The following is a 15565-nucleotide window of genomic DNA, read 5'->3' on the forward strand; positions in this document are numbered from 1 at the left end:
CCAAAGCGAACCACTTCGTTGAGCGCCGTCAGGCCTGTCCTGCCTCGATACTCTGGCCGTCCTGCAATCGCCGCTCGGGCAAAATGTCGGATGCATCCTTCAGCAACGCAACCATCTGGCTCATGCCCGCCAAACCCGTCTTGCCGATGATATTTGCGCGGTGATCTTCAACCGTTTTCGGACTGAGGTTCAAATGGGCAGCGATCTGCTTGTTGCTGAACCCCAGGCCGAGCAGCTCGATCACTTCCCGCTCGCGCTTGGTGAGCTTGGCGAGCTTGAGCAAGGCCGCGCGACGGCGGCCGCTCCACAGAACGCCCTCGGAGACAGCCTTGAGCAGTCGTGGCTCATCTATGGGCTTTTCAAGATAATCCAGGCCGCCATAGGTGCGGACGGCATCGACGGCATTGGCCGTGGTCGGCCATGCCGTCATGAAGATGATCGCGGCAGCGGGGTCCGCCGATCGCAAGGCTTCAGCAAAGGCGAAGCCGTCCATATCGCACATCATGATATCGGTGACGATGCAATCCGCCTGTTCCTGGGGCAGCATGGCGAGAAACTCGGCAGGATCCTGATAGGCGCGGGTGCGATATCCGTGGCGACTGAGCAGCCTGGCGACGGCCGCTCCGAGGTCGGAGTCATCGTCCACCACGCACACGAAATGAGGAAGCTCACCCTCAGCCATGCAGCACCTCGACAAGCGGCAAAGTGACCTCATGCGTGATAAGGTCGGCCACAGAAGCGGTTCGCTCCAACCGGCCGCCATGCGCCTCGATGATCGCGCGCGCCACAAGCGAACCGATCCCCATACCGCCATATCCCTCGCTATCGCGGTTAACGCTATTTGAAATATGAATGGCCGCCTCGGAGTTCGAAAGTTTAAGCGAGATATCGATGGCGCTTCCCGGCGACGCCGCGATGGCGTTGCGGACGAGGTTCAGGAGCGCCTGCGTCAGTTCGACCTCCTGTCCCATGATGAGTAGGTCTTCCTCAGGCAGGTTGACCCTCAAGCTGGATCGGCCCGCCCGCGCTTCTCCAGCAGCCAGATGCACAGTCTCATCAAGCACCCGGCTCAATGATAGCAATGAGGGTTCATCGACAGCTCGTCCGCCGAAACGGCGCAGCCGGCGAACCATGTTGGAGAGCGTTTCTGCTTTCCTCTCGATCAGTCGTGCGCTCTCGCGAATGTCCGTCGCATGAGCTGCCGGATCTTCGCTGATGGCAGCCAGATGGCGGCTTTCGATCGCCAGCGTGGACAGCGGCTGACTGATTTCGTGGATGACAGCAACCGACATCGCCCGCAGTGTCTTTAGCCGTTCCGCCTGGAAAAGGACCCGATCGCGCCTTGCGATATCTGCACGCGCGCGACGCTGCCCCTCTGAAAAGCTTCCCGCGAGATAGGCCGAAATCGCGACCGCCGCGAGGCCCGAATGCAAGGCGATGCGCATCTCGGCGGAGGATATGGCGAGGGACCAGGGCAACATGACGGCAGCCGCGATGACAATAGCTATCCAGGCGCCGCTTCGCCCGCCTCTCAGGCCCATCCAGGTCGCACTCACCAGGATTGGCATCAAGCTCAGGAACGCGCTAACTGCGCCCAAAATTGCAGCCAGCACTCCGGCCGCTATGATCACCGCGAGGGGCTCCAGCACTCTCGACGGGAAACGCAGCTGCAGGTGAAAGGAAGGGGAAGGTCTTTCCAGCCGGGCAGCGATCCAGAGCATGGCCGGGGACACGAGGAGCACGCCGAGCAGATCGCCCACGAGAAAGGCGGCGAAGATCGTGGCGAAGCGCGCCGTTGGCAATTGGATCGGCACGCTCGCGTCGAAACATTCCCACCCTGCAGCGACAAATGCGCTCAATGTCGGCGCGAGAACGGCTGCCAGGCCGAAGGGCATTGGGTCTGTCGTAAGATCGGAAGGTTTCTGCCTGCGGAGCCATTGCGCCGCCCCTATGATCAGCCCATAGGACAAGGGCGCTCGCGCCACCCCCCCGATCTGACTCCAGAAATGCGGCGATCCGAAAAGGATGGCGCCGCCCAGCCATTGTGCGACAAGTTCCACTGCTATGACTGCCGGTGTCCAGCGAGCGCCGCAATACCATAGCAGCGCCAGGCGCACGCCCGCCGCCGGGTACCAGAGACTGAAATATTGAATGCCGCCCCATGGGCTGGCAACCTTGTGCGCTGCAAGGAACGCGAAGAAATAGCCGATGAAGATGGCGACGAGCATCTTCCCCGGGCGCGGGTGGAAAATCGGCGCCGAGTCAGCAAAGCTGGATGGGGATGGCAGGGTGGCCATCAAACGCCTGTGCAGCATCAATTTTCGGATGCCAAGCCGGGTTTTTTCCGGGTCTGACATCTTCGCATACAGTCTCTGGCGCGGAAGATGCGAGCAGATGGGCAGAGTCCGGGAATGTACCGGATATCCATCATGGCCGATGTCGAACATCTCCGCCGCAGCCGAAAAGGAGGCCCCACGCGGAGGTCCTGTTACGGGGCGAATCGGAGAGGTTTCGCTAATCTGGATCATGTCCGTGCGGCAGCGGAGGCCCGATTGCACAGCCGGACTATGTCGTCCGCTGCTTGAGGCGGAATCTCATGGCCTATCTCAGATTGCAGATGGGGGGCGGGCTCTATGACCGCTCGGTGCCCGTCCTTACCTCACTTCTCTCCTGCACGTCTCTTGGCCCATGCACATTCAAGCTGTGAAACTGTTAACTCAGCCCACCGGGAAATAACCGGATTTCGGCCGTCGAGGTTCCGCATCACTATGCGCCCGGAACTTATAACGGGGGGTTAGCAGGTGGCAGACGAAGAATGGACTGAGGACGAGCAGCCCAAACAGAACAATCTGATGAATGGATTGAAGCTCTTAGCATTGATGCCGATCTTAGGCCTTGGTGGTGCACACATGCTCGACAAGGTCTTTGGGATCGATCTGTTTGGCGGTCCAAGCACACTTACAGCGGCAGCAGGCGAGGCAGTACCTCCCGGCACCGGAACCGCCACCCGGGTAGCGGCGGCTGATACCGCAGCCACAGAATTTAAGACGGAAAGAACCTGTGTGTCGGAGATTGCACGTGCAGCAGCCCTTGCATGCGAATTTACAGTCGTCTCTACCCTTTACCCCAACTATACCGATGCGGCGTTGATGCGCATCAGAGCTCGCGCGACTTCCGACAGCGTGCAGCAGGAGTGTCCGCGCTCCGGGCAGATGATTGCAAACCTCCATAGCATCGGCTCGGAGCGGATGCTGCATGAGATGGCACCGGGCTGGAACTCAATTGATGCACAGGGTCAACCTAGCGACTTCATCCTCACTCGCTGCATGGGAGAAATAGCAAGCGGCATGTCTGAAGTGCCCGGCATGTCTGAGGAACTGAGCAGCTTCAACCCATGATGGTCGTTTTGGCTCGGGCAGCCTCCCACCTGAAATCGGATCGAAGGCCGATTATTGAGCGGGGCGACGCACAGCCGGGGAATGACCGCTTCCGGGATCGCCTTGTTGCCTCCAGTACGACAAAAAATGGCGCTGAGCCGCCAATCTGCTTCCATTCACATACTAATACCAAGCCCCCGGCCGCGCCCCAGATCGATCCCATGATTGAACGCCAGCTCTGCTCCCAACTTGCGTCCGCTGTCGATGGCGATCCCCAGTTCGCGCTTGCGACCTGCAAGAAATGGACTCCATCTGCGGATCACGCTCCAGCGACTTGGCCATGTTGCGCATCGTATCCTGATAAGCACGGCGGCTGTCATAGTCGCCTGATGCATAGGCCCGTTCTGCGGCATTGGCGTAGCGGTTCCATCGCTCGACAAAGCGGTCGGCGCGAAGCTCGGGGTTGGTGCGAACCTCCTTCTCGTGGAGGATAGCGGCGCGCGCCGGCTCGGTGTCGCCCCGTGCTGCTGAGGCTGCGAGCGAGGGATTACGCGCATAGGCCGTCTCGGCGTCGAGCGCGGCATGCGGCCGCAGGTCGTTCAGCCCCTTGCGTGCGTCGTTCAATGCGCGGAGTTGATCGGGCGTGCTGTCGAGCCCTTGATCCTGCATGGTGAAGATCGCCTGCACGGCGCGGGCGTGACGGACAATGGCGCGGTCCCGCACCTGTATCATATCCTGCTGCGGCTCAGGCCTCTCTGGAGGATCGGCGCCGAGCCTTTTTCCTCCCGGAGCAGCGATCGACCTGCCAGCCACTGCCTGCGGCTCCGGATCGCGCGCCTGTGTGTAGTCGGACGCCATGTCCTTGCCCCGCTCCCGGCTGAGTGTGCGCACCAGCCTGCCCTGATCGGCAAAGTCATCCTGGCCATAGTGGAGATCGACCGTGCCGCGATGCCGGGACAGCGCGACATAGGCGGCATGACGATCCAGCCCCGGAGTTGCGAGCACATGCACCCTGTCCACCGTCATGCCCTGCACCTTATGGATGGTGGCGGCATAGCCATGATCGATCGCGCCATAGTCCTTGAGGTCGAACGCCACCCTTCGACCATCGTCCAGCATCACCGCCATGCGTGCCTGGCTGGCGCATTGCACGGTGGCAAGGGTTCCGTTCTTGACCCCAAGGCTGCGCTCATTTTGCAAGAACATGACCCGGTCTCCGGTCGCAAAGCTTCGTGTCCCACGCTCGACAATGAGCTCGATCTCCTCACCCAACGCGCCAGCACCCTGCAGCCGCTCGCGCGCCGCTTCGTTGAGCGCCCGCACCTCGTCATTGGTGTGGGTGAGGATGATGCGGCTGGCTTGCGGGTCGATGCCGCGGTCCCTCTCCCAGCGATCGATCAGTTCCCGCCGTGCGCCTTCCCGCGTCTCAGCCACATGGATATGGCCTGCTTCTGCGTAAGCGTCGATCGCCTCTGCCGTGCGCCCGGTGGCGAGCGCCCGTGTCGCCTTCCGCTGCCATTCCTCGCCCTGGCGGCGGATGGAGGTGATCTCGACGCTGCCATGCCGCTCGGCCACCGAGCGGAACGCGGCCCCCGCCTCGATCGCCTGCAGCTGTTCGGGGTCGCCGACCAGCACCAGCTTTGCGCCGCGTTTTTCCGCTTCCCTTATTACCCGCTCCATCTGCCGCGTGCCGATCATACCAGCCTCGTCGATCACGAGGATGGACCTGTCGGTCAGCAGTTCGCGATCCTGTGCCCACTGATGCTCGAGGCTGGCGATGGTGCGCGACGCAATGCCAGAGCCACCCTCGAGATTTTCAGCAGCAATGCCCGAGAGCGCTGCGCCACACACCTCATATCCCGCATGCTCCCAGGCTTCGCGAGCCACCCCCAGCATCGCGCTCTTGCCGGTGCCGGCATAGCCGATGACGCTGCTAAGCCCGTTCGCACTGGTCACATGCTCGAGCGCGCCACGCTGCTCGGCCGAGAGATCCAGCCCGCCTCTGCTTGCCCGTGCGAGCGCATGATCGACATGGCGCGCCGCGACGCCATGGTGGCGGCGGGCGTCGAGCGCGGCGGCGCCACGCTCAAGCCGCTGCTCGGTCTCGAGCATGGACCGCGAGGTGAAGCGTTCATCGCCACGCCCAAGCTCACGCTCGACAATCCCGACATCGTGCGCCGCCACGTCCGCGCCTATCTGCTCCAGCGCTATCATCAGGATCGGATTCCGGGTTTTGATCCCGACGCCGATCCGAACCTGTTTTCGGTGCTGGGCACCGTCCGCGGATTCCAGTCGGGCGCAGAAATCCTCAACCGCGCCGATTTCGAAGCCTGGCTGAAGAAGAATGCCAAGTCGCTCCGGGACTCCGTCGCCGACTGGATTCCGAGCCAGTTATCGCCGGAGGATCGGCAGGAATTGCTCGATGACATGGCGGCCGACTGCCTGAAGTCGATCGACGACGCCCTCAAGGGCAAAGTGCTGGGCGGTGAGAAGTTCTTCGAGGAGCCTGACGGCGAAGGCGTCGAGGTTCAGGAAGAGGAAGGCGAGGAGGTTCCGTCCGAGAAGGCGCAGACCGGCAAATTGCTGGACCGGTTGCTCTATAGTGGCGTGTTGCCGCGCTACGCGTTTCCGACAGATGTGGCGCCGTTCAATGTGTTCGACATCGACCGATCGACGGATTTCCGCCCGGTAATGAAATTTGCGCCGTCGCAGTCTCTGCCGGTCGCGCTGTCGCAATATGCGCCGGGCAAGACGGTCTGGATCTCGGGCAAGTGTTACACGTCGGGAGCGATCTATTCGCCGATGTGGGAGGACCGTGTCGAGGCATGGCAGAACCGACGCCTCTATCGCGAATGCTCCGACTGCCACTTCGCGCAGACGGTGCCGCTCGACGAGGGCCTTAAGCGAGGCGATCGCCAAGGCCGCCTCGTCGATGCTTGAGATCGAGCCCGGCGAACTCATGGCGGAATATCGCCCAGCGGTGACCCCGGCGGGGATTAGCGGGCTCGAGGCGGAGATTTTCCTCTACGATACTCTCCCCGGCGGCGCGGGCTTCTCCGGCCAGTTGGCCCACCGCGGCGAAGAAGTGTTCCAGCGTGCTCTCACGCTGATGAAGACGTGCCCGGAGAATTGCGACGCCTCGTGCTATCGCTGCCTGCGCAGCTTCAAGAACAAGTTCGAGCATGGGTTGCTCGATCGGCATGTCGGCGCGGAACTGCTCGCATATCTGATCAGTGGCGAGATGCAGCCCTTCGACCCTCTCCGTATCAAGGCCTCAACGCTCCTGCTCCACCAGGATCTCGAGCGCCAGACTGACGGCGTTCAGTTCGGTCTCGATGTCGACGTGGATGTCCCGGGGATGGGGTCGGTAACGATCCCGATCCTCGCCACGCGATCAGACGGCCAGCGGTTCGCGGTCGCGCTCGCCGGCGGATTGACCGGGGACCATCCGGCCGACCCTAGGATTGTCGAGATGCGCGAGAACTGGCCGGATCTCCTCGTGATCCCGGTGAACGAACTGCTGGTCAGGGGTAACCTGCCGGCGGCATCCCTCTCCGTTCTTTCCGAGATCGCTTGAAACGACAGGATGTAGCCCGTGATTGAGATTTTGGGTGTGAACAGCGGCCAGGAGTATGAGGCTGCGGTTCACCTGCGCAAACAGATGCTGAAGCTGTGGCCTGATCTTGCGCAGAGCAAGGACGACATCGTCAAGATATTCGTCGGCTTCAAAATGTATGGGTACAAATTCCAGGATCTCGACATCATCGTCGTCGGCAGTTTCGCGACGCCGAGATCGTTCGATGCGGAGATGAAATTCTGTCCCTCCGAGGGAGAGCCGTTCATTCCGAAGGGTGCCTCCATCCGGAACTTCGCGCTTCTGATTGAGGAGAAGTCCCACGATGCCCCCGGTGTTCGGTTCGAGGGCAGGACCGCCACGGTCAAATACAGCAATAAGAAGGACGGGGAATGTGTCACCGAGAAGGCGTTTAAGCAGATGTTCGAGTTCAAGAAATATCTGCGCGATCGAGGTGGCGGGAGCATCTACGTCCAGGAACTGGTGATGTTCTCGGGGCTGAAGGAAGCGCAGCTTCCGCCTCGGCCCCATAATTTCATCGCGAGCGATACGAGCTTCGAGAGGCTTCTGAACACGTTGGGTCAGATATCCAACCCCGTCCGTTCTGGCAATTTCGCGAATCTGAACTTCGGATCGACGGACGTCTTCCGAACGATCCTCGACCCGAGCTTCGAATTGTTCGACGTTCTCGAACCGACGCCCCTCGATCGCAAGCGCATGGACCTGATCGCGAAGCAGGCGCTCCCCGACAACTGGGTCGAGGACATGGGCGAGAAGCAGATCCTGCTGAAGGGCCGCGGTGGCGTCGGCAAAACCGTCATACTCCTGCAGATGGCGTATCGGGCCTACCAGTTCGACGAGAAGCCCTCGCTGGTCCTCACCTTTAACAAGGCGCTCGTTGCGGACCTTCGACGATCGATGGCCCTTCTCGGAGTGCCCCGCGCTGTGGAGACCGGGGGTATCGGGATCGAGACGGCGCACGGCTTCTTTGGCCGACTCATGATGGCGCTGGGCATCATCGACTGCTACGACGACTTTCTGGAACGCTACGCCGAGCACAAAGAGGCGCTACTCGCCTATGTAGAGTCGGGTGCGGTCAGCCGCGACGATATCGACAAGCTCATCCGCGATCACGCCGATCAATTCGGCTGGGATAGCGTGCTCGTCGACGAGGGGCAGGATTGGCCGTCGGACGAGATTGCGATCCTGCGGAAAATCTATGGCTCGGAAAGCCTTGTCGTCTCCGACGGCGTCGACCAGTTCGTCCGCGGGACCGTGGCGGACTGGAGCGCGGGCGTCGGCAAGGCCTCGCTGCGCAAGCGGCGGCTAACGCGCTGCATGCGGATGAAAGCCAATCTGGCGGCGTTTGTGTCCGACATGGCCACGAATCTCGGGATTGATGAATGGGATCTGGAGCCGAACACGGATGCCGCCGGCGGCCGCATCATCATCGTTGAGGGCGACCTGAGTTCCCATCCGGATCGTCTGAAGGAATGGTGCGACGAGGCGGAGGTGTTGAAGAACGCGCCGGTAGACCTCCTGGCCTGCGTGCCTCCCTCACTGGCCGGTGCGAACCACGGTGGCGGGCATTGCAAGCCTGCCGCGGAGTTCGTTGCCTTGGGCCACAGGGTCTGGGACGGCACGAGCCGGGACGTCCGGGAGCATTTCGCGACGAGCCGCGACCAGTTACGGTTCGTTCAGTACGATTCATGCCGCGGCCTCGAGGGCTGGACCGTCATCAACTACGGCTTGGACGAACTCTGGGACTATAAGCATGCCCAGTGGCTCAACGAGGGCCATCCCGTTGACGACCTTTATACGTCGGCCGACGATCTTGCCAAACTGCATGCGTCCCGGTGGGTGATGATCCCGCTGACTCGCGCGATCGATACGCTCGTCATCAACATCGGATCACAGCAGAGCTTCGTGCGCGATGCCGTGCTAAAGGCGGCGAAGGCCCGGCCCGATATAGTCGAATTGATCGGCTTCGAGGACGTCGCCGCGATTTGACGCGCTTTCGGTCGGTATCAGGTCGGGAGCAGTGACGGATCCGACGCCAGCGAGATCAACGCCGCGTGCACGCTTTGCGGGCCGAGTTTCTCGATGGCGGCGAGGGTTTCCGGCCGCCTGGATCGCGCCAGCAACCAGCGTCGGCGCCACGCCGCGCCGATCGACGCGGCGCTGGACAGCGATGGCGGTTCGGTGTGCATCCCGAGAAGCGCGTCGCGCGATGCCGAACCGAGTTCGCAGGCGTAGAACAGCCGTGGGTTAGCGTGATGCAGGATGGCGTCGCTGTCGATGCCGAGCGCATCGAGGCCTTCTCTGATTTGCCGAAGCCGGGGGCTGGTTCCCTCACCGAAGCGGTTGTTCACACGCCGGGAGTCGTGGCGGGCCTGCGCCATTTGTCGCAGCGCATGCGCCGTCTCTTTGCCGAGGTGAAGCGTGCCGTAACCGCCGGTCAGGCTCTTGCCGATGGCGTCCCAGTGGACATCATGGCCTAGATCGGCGTGATCGCTCGCGCGCAGTACAAGCCGGTTATATTGGCTTGAGCCCACACCGTAGAGGCTAGTCGTCGTAAGGATCCGGAGGTCGGCGGGCTTGGAGATTGCCCGCCCCGCCATCTGTGAAGCGATGACGCTGATCTGCGAACCGTATCGTTCGGCGTAGTAATCGTGGATCTCGCGCGAGGCGAGGAGCAGGGCGACGAGCTTCCCGCCGAGCAGTTCGTTGTAGGGATGGATCGCGCCGCAGATGCTGACGTCGGCGACCTGGCTCGACAGACCGGCCTTGCGGAATTCGGTGAGGGTGATGTCGATCGCGCGCTGGCCGGTCTTCGCGGCGAGAAGCTGCTCGATCGCGGCGCGCGGTTTCTTCGCGAGACCGGCCGCGCGGAACGTTTGCTTGGCGAACAGGAGTTGCGCCAGAAGCTCGGCTCGCTTGCGCACGAAGAGTAGATCCTCGGACGCCGCGCGCCAGTCGGCATCTCCTTGCGCGTCCTTCACGTTGCCGCGCATCGGCCGGACGCTACCATCGGCGGCCCGGTTGTCCTCATAATGTGCGCGTAGCTGGAGATCGCGCGAGTAGGCTGCGCCCGAGGCCTTCTGCTCCAACCGCAGGATCGTCGTTTCAACTGGCGAGCGGATCTCGCTTTTGGACGCGAGGTCGTCCCACCGGAGATTGGCGATCGACGCATCGATCCGGCCCAGGAATGCCTTGGCGATATCCTCGGGGGCCCATTCGCCGGCGAGGAAGCGCGCCTCCATCGATTCCCGGAGCCAACCGATCCAGCGGTCGCGGGCCGTGACCCGCATGACAGGGCTCGCGAGCATGGCGATGCCCATGACGGGGCGGTTCGGGCGAGCAGCGTTCCGGATCAACACCAGCAGCTGGCGGCCGGGGATCGGGCGATATTCGTGCGCCCAGGTGTGGCGGAAGTAGCGCCATATGTCGTTGAGCGGCAAGCCGGTCGCCGAGCAGCGGTCACGTGCCCTGCAGATCTCGACGACGGGATCGACGACGTCGGCCAACGCCGACTCCTGCTGACCGGTGGGAAGGGACGCGATCCGTCGGAATTCGGCGGCGAGGTCGGACCCGTTGTCGACCAGATCGAGGATGCAACTCCGCGCCCCGGGCGCGCGGAGCGTGCGGCGCTCCATGCGTCGGAGGAAGGCTTCGACGGACGGTTCCCGTAGTTGCCGTTGGCGGGCGGCCTGCAGTGCGTCGCGAACGCGGCGCTTCACGTCGTCGACCGACTGCTCCGATTGCCGTGTGATGCCTGGCGCCTCGAAGAGAATATGATCGTCCTCGACGGCAACGCGCCAGCCTTGCTCGAAGAGATCGGCGACGAGAAGGCAGACGGTGCGGAGCTTCCGGCTCTCGCCATCATCAACATAGCGACGCGCCAGCGTGCGCAGTTCCTCGGCGAAAGAAGGTTGGGGTGCGCCCTCGAACGTTAGGAGGCTGCGAAACTCCCGCTTCTGATCGATGCGCAGGAAAGGGGAGACGGTTCGCACTTGCCCTGGACTCAACCGCAACTTCCCTTCCGACATTAATCGCGCCCCCTGCACAACCCATTCTCCTAGCCCGATTATGCCAAAGATCGGGGTGGAACTCCAGCGCGCTTGAGCGCGGAACCTGACGGATTCAAGGAGATAAAATGTTCGCGATAGATGAGCGGTCCGGGTCGAGCGCCTGGCTCCAGTCGCTGAGTATTTCGGAGATGATCCGTCGCCGCGCAGCCGAGCGCTCGCGACCTCTAACGTCGAGGACATGAAGCAGGGCTTCGAGCGCGTCTTGGAGTGAGACCGGGTCTGGTCGGTCGCCGTCGCCGAATGCCGGGTGGGCCAGGTTGATGCCGAGCGCGCCACTGCTTGTACGTAGTAGGAGAGAGGGGAGGTCGCCCTTCTGCTGAATCTCCTGTCCGCCGTCAGCACCAATGGCACAGATTTGAGGTTGTGAATTAAGGAGGGTTGGGGCTTCGTCGTAGTGACGAAGGAACGAAGATGAAGACCCAACCCTCCTTGAAAAAATTGCCGGCGAAGGCCCCTGCTGAGCAGGTGGTGAAGGACATCCGGCGGCAGACGCGTCGGCATTTTTCGGCCGAGGACAAGATCCGCATCGTGCTGGATGGCCTGCGCGGCGAAGACAGCATTGCCGAGCTGTGCCGCAAGGAAGGCATCGCCCAGAGCCTGTATTACACCTGGTCGAAGGAGTTCATGGAAGCCGGCAAGCGCCGCTTGGCCGGTGATACCGCGCGTGCCGCGACCACCGGCGAAGTGCAGGATCTGCGGCGTGAGGCCCGTGCCTTGAAGGAATGCGTTGCCGACCTGACGCTCGAAAACCGTCTGCTGAAAAAAAGCATGCTTGCGGATGGGGGCGACGACGAATGAGGTATCCCGCATCCGAAAAGCTCGAGATCATCCGGATCGTCGAGCAGTCACATCTGCCCGCCAAACGCACGCTGGACCAGCTCGGCATCCCCCGCCGGACGTTCTACCGCTGGTATGACCGCTATTTCGAGGGCGGGCCTGAGGCGCTGGAGGATCGACCATCGGCGCCGAGCCGGGTGTGGAACCGCATCGGCGACGATATCCAGGATCAGATCGTCGAGATGGCGCTGGATTACAGCGAGCTGTCACCGCGCGAGCTGGCGGTACGCTTCACCGACGAGAAGCGCTACTTCGTCTCGGAAGCCACGGTTTATCGACTGTTGAAGGCCCATGATCTGATCACCAGCCCGGCCTATGTCGTAATCAAGGCCGCCGATCAGTTCCACACCAAAACCACGCGGGTGAACGAGATGTGGCAGACCGATTTTACCTACTTCAAGATCATCGGATGGGGCTGGATGTACCTGTCGACCGTGCTCGACGACTTCTCGCGCTACATCATCGCCTGGAAGCTGTGCACCAACATGCGGGCCGAGGACGTGACCGACACGCTGGACCTCGCCCTCAAGGCCTCGGGCTGCGACAGCGCCACGGTGCTGCACAAGCCCAGGCTGCTCAGCGACAATGGCCCCAGCTACATCGCGGGCGAACTGGCGGAATACATCGAGGCCCGAAAGATGAGCCATGTCCGCGGCGCCCCGTGCCACCCGCAGACCCAGGGCAAGATCGAACGCTGGCACCAGACCCTGAAAAACCGCATCCTGCTGGAGAACTACTTCCTGCCCGGCGACCTCGAGGCCCAGATCGAGGCCTTCGTCGATCACTACAACCACCAGCGTTACCACGAGAGCTTGAACAACGTGACGCCCGCCGACGCCTACTTCGGCAGGGCGCCAGCCATCATCAAACAGCGCGAAAGGATCAAGCGACAGACCATCGAATATCGCCGCTTGCAACACCGCAAGCTCGCCGCTTAACATCAACCCCCAGACGAGGCCCGCACTCCGCTAATCTACGCCGCGAGTTGTGCCGAATGTGCTGACGACGGACAACGAACTGGCCTGACCGCTGAATATGTTCACGGCGTCGCCCACCTGTTGGAGACCGGTGAAAAGCGCCTGCTGCAATCGGTGGAAAGCGGAACGATCCCCCTCAGTGTGGCCATCGAAATCGCGGACGCACCCGACCAAGATGCACAGACAGCACTAAGCAGCGCATATGAACAAGGTCTCCTCAAGGGTCGCAAACTTGTCGCCGCAAAGAGGCTGCTCGAAATACGACGACGGCGAGGAAAAGGCCTGGACTGGTCCAACAGCAAGCCGCGCATCCAGGTTTCTGCCGAAGCTTTGGTCAAAGCCTATCAGGAGGAAACCGACCGGAAACGTGTCATGATCAGACGCACTGAAATCACCCGCAGCCGCCTGATCTTCATTAGTGAGGCGCTTCGCAGATTGATCAAGGACCAGCAATTCGTCGGGCTTGCCGAGGACGAAAACCTCGCCACGCTGCCTGAAAATATAGCAGTCCGCTTGGGTATGCAGGGAGACGACCTATGACGCGGCCGCGCAGGTCAATCGCTCAAGCGTTTGAAGATGCCACTCTTCGCATCAATCTTGCGGCAATACTGCCCCTAAGAGAGGTATCCGATCAGGTAAAGAAATCCGTGAAGTATGCTCAGATAGCGGCATCCGTCAGCGAGGTGGGCATCATCGAACCCCCTGTCGTAATCAGGGATCCCCTCAATCCAAATCAGTATCACCTTCTTGATGGTCACCTCCGAGTACAAATCCTGCTCGAGCGTGGCGATTCAGAGGTGGTATGCCTTGTCGCTACTGAAGATGAAGCATTCACCTACAATAAGCGCATCAACAGAATTGCTATAATTCAAGAACACAGAATGATCCTCAATGCGATTCAAAAGGGCGTTTCGGAGGAGAGGCTTGCTCGCGCCTTAAATGTGAATATCGCAAATATCCGCTCAAAGAGAAATCTTCTTAGAGGCATTTGCCCTGAGGCTGTTGCGCTGCTCAACGATAAGCACCTCCCGCTCGCAGCCTTTGTGGAACTTCGAAAGTTGAAGCCACTACGACAGATTGAAGCGGCCGAGCTAATGATCGCGATGAACCGATTTTCGACCGGATATGCCAAATCTCTGGTTGCAGCCACTCCAGAGGATCAGCTTGTGACGGGGCGGCGGAAAATCTTAAAGGGTCTAACATCCGAACAAATAGCGCTCATGGAACGGGAGTCAGCCAGCCTGGATCGCGAATTCAAGATGGTTGAACAAACCTACGGCGCAGATCACCTCGATCTCGTTTTAGCGATTGGATACGTGAACCGCCTTCTCAGCAACGCGCGCATTGTGCGATATCTGGCGCATCATCATGCCGACATATTGGGCGAATTTCAAAAAATCGTCGATGTCCCACAAGCTGCGTGACGCCTCGGGCGATGGCACCTGTCGCCATTCAGAAGCCAAAAATAAGCATGTCTAGCGCAGCGCCGATGGTGTCCTGCTCTGACCTGAGCGACTGCAGAATTTCCCCCAACTCCCGCGTGGCCACGCTCGCTGCAAACTGCGTCACCATGGTGTAGCGTTCACCATCCAGATCAAATACGGGGTTCAAGCGCGCTGCAGGCTTGGGAGCTTGTTCAACCGGGAGAAGGGGGACGACCAAACGGGTGTTGAGATCAGAGAGAAGGTCCGCCTGGCAATCGAGCACAAGAGGACCGCCATTCTTTTGACGATACACATCAAACTTTGCCATTAGAATTGGCGGTGTCTGCTCAAGGGTAAGCCATGTTGCTCAACATAGTCGTTTGAACTTTTCAGGGCGGGAGCATTTTCCTCCCTCCATAGCCGTCCCCGCTCCTTGGCTATCTGCTCGAGCAGCCCTACCTCGCATGCACGCGAAATGTTTATGCCGAGCCCCTTAGCTTCCGCCACCAGGGCCATGTCGAGGGACACATTGGTAGGCTTCCGGCCCTGCCCCGTGAATTCATGCTCAAACCTACCCATTGCAGCTTCCTTTCATGCGCACAAATATGCGCATTTCGCTCTGCCTCGTCAACCAGCCAGAAGGCATGAACATAACCGCAGTTATCGGACTTTTATTCGAGGTCAGCCGGTAGCGACCAGTTGGCCTATGTCTGCATAGCCGCCCGAGGCCTTACACCCGGATCAGCGGACGACATGCGCACTGAAAGCGCCAGTCCTCTCATCAAATTCATCCAGCTGCCAAAGGACACCCTTATGGGGGAAGCATCGCTCAATTTGCCTGGGATCCGCCTCGATGTCCGCAGCCACAGCGATGACGGCCCGAAACTGACCGCCGAGATTGTCGCGACAATGTTTCAGCAGCTGGGTGCGCTCGATTGATCCCGGACGGCTACGCCACTCGGCGTCCGGATTTTCGGTATCGTCATAAGTGAGATTGCCATTCTTGCCCTTCACCCCATCCTGCCAGAGGACAAGCGCTACGGTCATTCCATCTACAGATTGACCGGACCAACTCCAGCGAGTGTTGGCCAGTTTAACATCAAAATGCTCGAACGACGTTGTCTTGTTCCAAGATTCACGCATCTCCGTCCTTTTCCTGTATTTCCTAAATGCAAAATCCTTAAGAAGGTAATTGTGGCAAGAGTACACTGACGCGTCGCCGCTATACAACATTTCCCTTTGATCAGACGATCACAGAAACCGATTAATATTTTCTTTAGTTTAG

Annotated in this window: 13 protein-coding genes and 1 pseudogene; 7 read left to right on the forward strand and 7 right to left on the reverse strand. The window is 60.7% G+C overall.

Annotated elements, in window-relative coordinates:
- Positions 1–28 precede the first annotated feature (28 nt).
- Together ACYU8T_RS08610 and ACYU8T_RS08615 are read right to left on the reverse strand one after the other, a co-directional pair.
- Positions 29–682: a response regulator transcription factor gene (locus ACYU8T_RS08610; RefSeq protein ID WP_461159123.1), complete on the reverse strand. Its 654-nt coding sequence runs from the start codon at positions 680–682 to the stop codon at positions 29–31.
- Positions 675–2297, reverse strand: coding sequence for a sensor histidine kinase (locus ACYU8T_RS08615; protein ID WP_461159124.1), 1623 nt, complete (start codon positions 2295–2297; stop codon positions 675–677). Before ACYU8T_RS08615 ends, ACYU8T_RS08610 begins: the two co-directional genes overlap by 8 nt.
- Before the next feature lie 504 nt (positions 2298–2801).
- On the opposite strand from ACYU8T_RS08615, the gene ACYU8T_RS08620 reads away from it, so the two are divergent.
- Positions 2802–3398: a hypothetical protein gene (locus ACYU8T_RS08620; RefSeq protein WP_461159125.1), complete on the forward strand. Its 597-nt coding sequence runs from the start codon at positions 2802–2804 to the stop codon at positions 3396–3398.
- Positions 3399–3553: 155 nt separating this feature from the next.
- Here ACYU8T_RS08620 and ACYU8T_RS08625 read toward each other — a convergent pair.
- Positions 3554–5522, reverse strand: a pseudogene (locus ACYU8T_RS08625) (AAA family ATPase); the annotation flags it as partial.
- A gap of 27 nt (positions 5523–5549) precedes the next feature.
- Between ACYU8T_RS08625 and ACYU8T_RS08630 the strand changes: the two are divergent.
- From ACYU8T_RS08630 to ACYU8T_RS08640, 3 genes are read left to right on the forward strand one after another with little or no spacing between them, the layout of a single operon-like run.
- Positions 5550–6317 carry a hypothetical protein gene (locus ACYU8T_RS08630; RefSeq protein WP_461159126.1) on the forward strand — a complete coding sequence of 256 codons (768 nt, stop codon included), beginning with the start codon at positions 5550–5552 and terminating at the stop codon, positions 6315–6317.
- Entirely contained in the window at positions 6310–6954 is a 645-nt protein-coding gene (locus ACYU8T_RS08635) for a DUF1998 domain-containing protein (RefSeq protein WP_461159127.1), read from the forward strand. The genes ACYU8T_RS08630 and ACYU8T_RS08635 overlap by 8 nt, the downstream gene beginning before the upstream one ends.
- Positions 6955–6972: 18 nt before the next feature.
- Entirely contained in the window at positions 6973–8961 is a 1989-nt protein-coding gene (locus tag ACYU8T_RS08640) for a DEAD/DEAH box helicase (protein WP_461159128.1), read from the forward strand.
- Positions 8962–8978: 17 nt separating this feature from the next.
- On the opposite strand, the gene ACYU8T_RS08645 is transcribed toward ACYU8T_RS08640, so the two are convergent.
- Positions 8979–11000, reverse strand: a complete 2022-nt coding sequence (locus ACYU8T_RS08645; protein ID WP_461159129.1) for a Druantia anti-phage system protein DruA — start codon at positions 10998–11000, stop codon at positions 8979–8981.
- Between the two features lie 453 nt (positions 11001–11453).
- On the opposite strand from ACYU8T_RS08645, the gene ACYU8T_RS08650 reads away from it, so the two are divergent.
- From ACYU8T_RS08650 to ACYU8T_RS08660, 3 genes are all read left to right on the forward strand, one after another.
- Positions 11454–12817, forward strand: a protein-coding gene (locus tag ACYU8T_RS08650; RefSeq protein ID WP_461159116.1) for an IS3 family transposase whose coding sequence is annotated in 2 segments (ribosomal slippage) — positions 11454–11801 and positions 11804–12817 — 1362 coding nt in all. Because the reading frame shifts where the segments join, the coding sequence is not laid out codon by codon here.
- A gap of 84 nt (positions 12818–12901) precedes the next feature.
- Positions 12902–13396: a plasmid partitioning protein RepB C-terminal domain-containing protein gene (locus tag ACYU8T_RS08655; protein ID WP_461159782.1), complete on the forward strand. Its 495-nt coding sequence runs from the start codon at positions 12902–12904 to the stop codon at positions 13394–13396.
- Positions 13393–14280 carry a plasmid partitioning protein RepB C-terminal domain-containing protein gene (locus ACYU8T_RS08660; RefSeq protein WP_461159130.1) on the forward strand — a complete coding sequence of 296 codons (888 nt, stop codon included), beginning with the start codon at positions 13393–13395 and terminating at the stop codon, positions 14278–14280. The genes ACYU8T_RS08655 and ACYU8T_RS08660 overlap by 4 nt, the downstream gene beginning before the upstream one ends.
- Positions 14281–14308: 28 nt before the next feature.
- Here the strand turns inward: ACYU8T_RS08660 and ACYU8T_RS08665 are convergent, their stop codons facing one another.
- From ACYU8T_RS08665 to ACYU8T_RS08675, 3 genes are all read right to left on the reverse strand, one after another.
- On the reverse strand, positions 14309–14608 hold the full coding sequence (locus ACYU8T_RS08665) for a CcdB family protein (RefSeq protein ID WP_461159131.1): 300 nt from the start codon (positions 14606–14608) through the stop codon (positions 14309–14311).
- Positions 14608–14859, reverse strand: coding sequence for a type II toxin-antitoxin system CcdA family antitoxin (locus tag ACYU8T_RS08670; RefSeq protein WP_461159132.1), 252 nt, complete (start codon positions 14857–14859; stop codon positions 14608–14610). Before ACYU8T_RS08670 ends, ACYU8T_RS08665 begins: the two co-directional genes overlap by 1 nt.
- A 162-nt stretch (positions 14860–15021) precedes the next feature.
- Positions 15022–15327, reverse strand: a complete 306-nt coding sequence (locus tag ACYU8T_RS08675) for a hypothetical protein (protein WP_461159133.1) — start codon at positions 15325–15327, stop codon at positions 15022–15024.
- Positions 15328–15565 lie beyond the last annotated feature (238 nt).

It is taken from the genome of Sphingobium sp. TomMM35A (genome assembly GCF_054771735.1).

What these genes read in the sequence shown, in the direction of transcription:
- ACYU8T_RS08610 (WP_461159123.1), bottom strand. Translation starts at nt 682, where the DNA reads ATGGCTGAGGGTGAGCTTCCTCATTTCGTGTGCGTGGTGGACGATGAC.
- ACYU8T_RS08615 (WP_461159124.1), bottom strand. Translation starts at nt 2,297, where the DNA reads ATGGCCACCCTGCCATCCCCATCCAGCTTTGCTGACTCGGCGCCGATT.
- ACYU8T_RS08635 (WP_461159127.1), top strand. Translation starts at nt 6,310, where the DNA reads ATGCTTGAGATCGAGCCCGGCGAACTCATGGCGGAATATCGCCCAGCG.
- ACYU8T_RS08645 (WP_461159129.1), bottom strand. Translation starts at nt 11,000, where the DNA reads ATGTCGGAAGGGAAGTTGCGGTTGAGTCCAGGGCAAGTGCGAACCGTC.
- ACYU8T_RS08660 (WP_461159130.1), top strand. Translation starts at nt 13,393, where the DNA reads ATGACGCGGCCGCGCAGGTCAATCGCTCAAGCGTTTGAAGATGCCACT.
- ACYU8T_RS08665 (WP_461159131.1), bottom strand. Translation starts at nt 14,608, where the DNA reads ATGGCAAAGTTTGATGTGTATCGTCAAAAGAATGGCGGTCCTCTTGTG.
- ACYU8T_RS08670 (WP_461159132.1), bottom strand. Translation starts at nt 14,859, where the DNA reads ATGGGTAGGTTTGAGCATGAATTCACGGGGCAGGGCCGGAAGCCTACC.
- ACYU8T_RS08675 (WP_461159133.1), bottom strand. Translation starts at nt 15,327, where the DNA reads ATGACCGTAGCGCTTGTCCTCTGGCAGGATGGGGTGAAGGGCAAGAAT.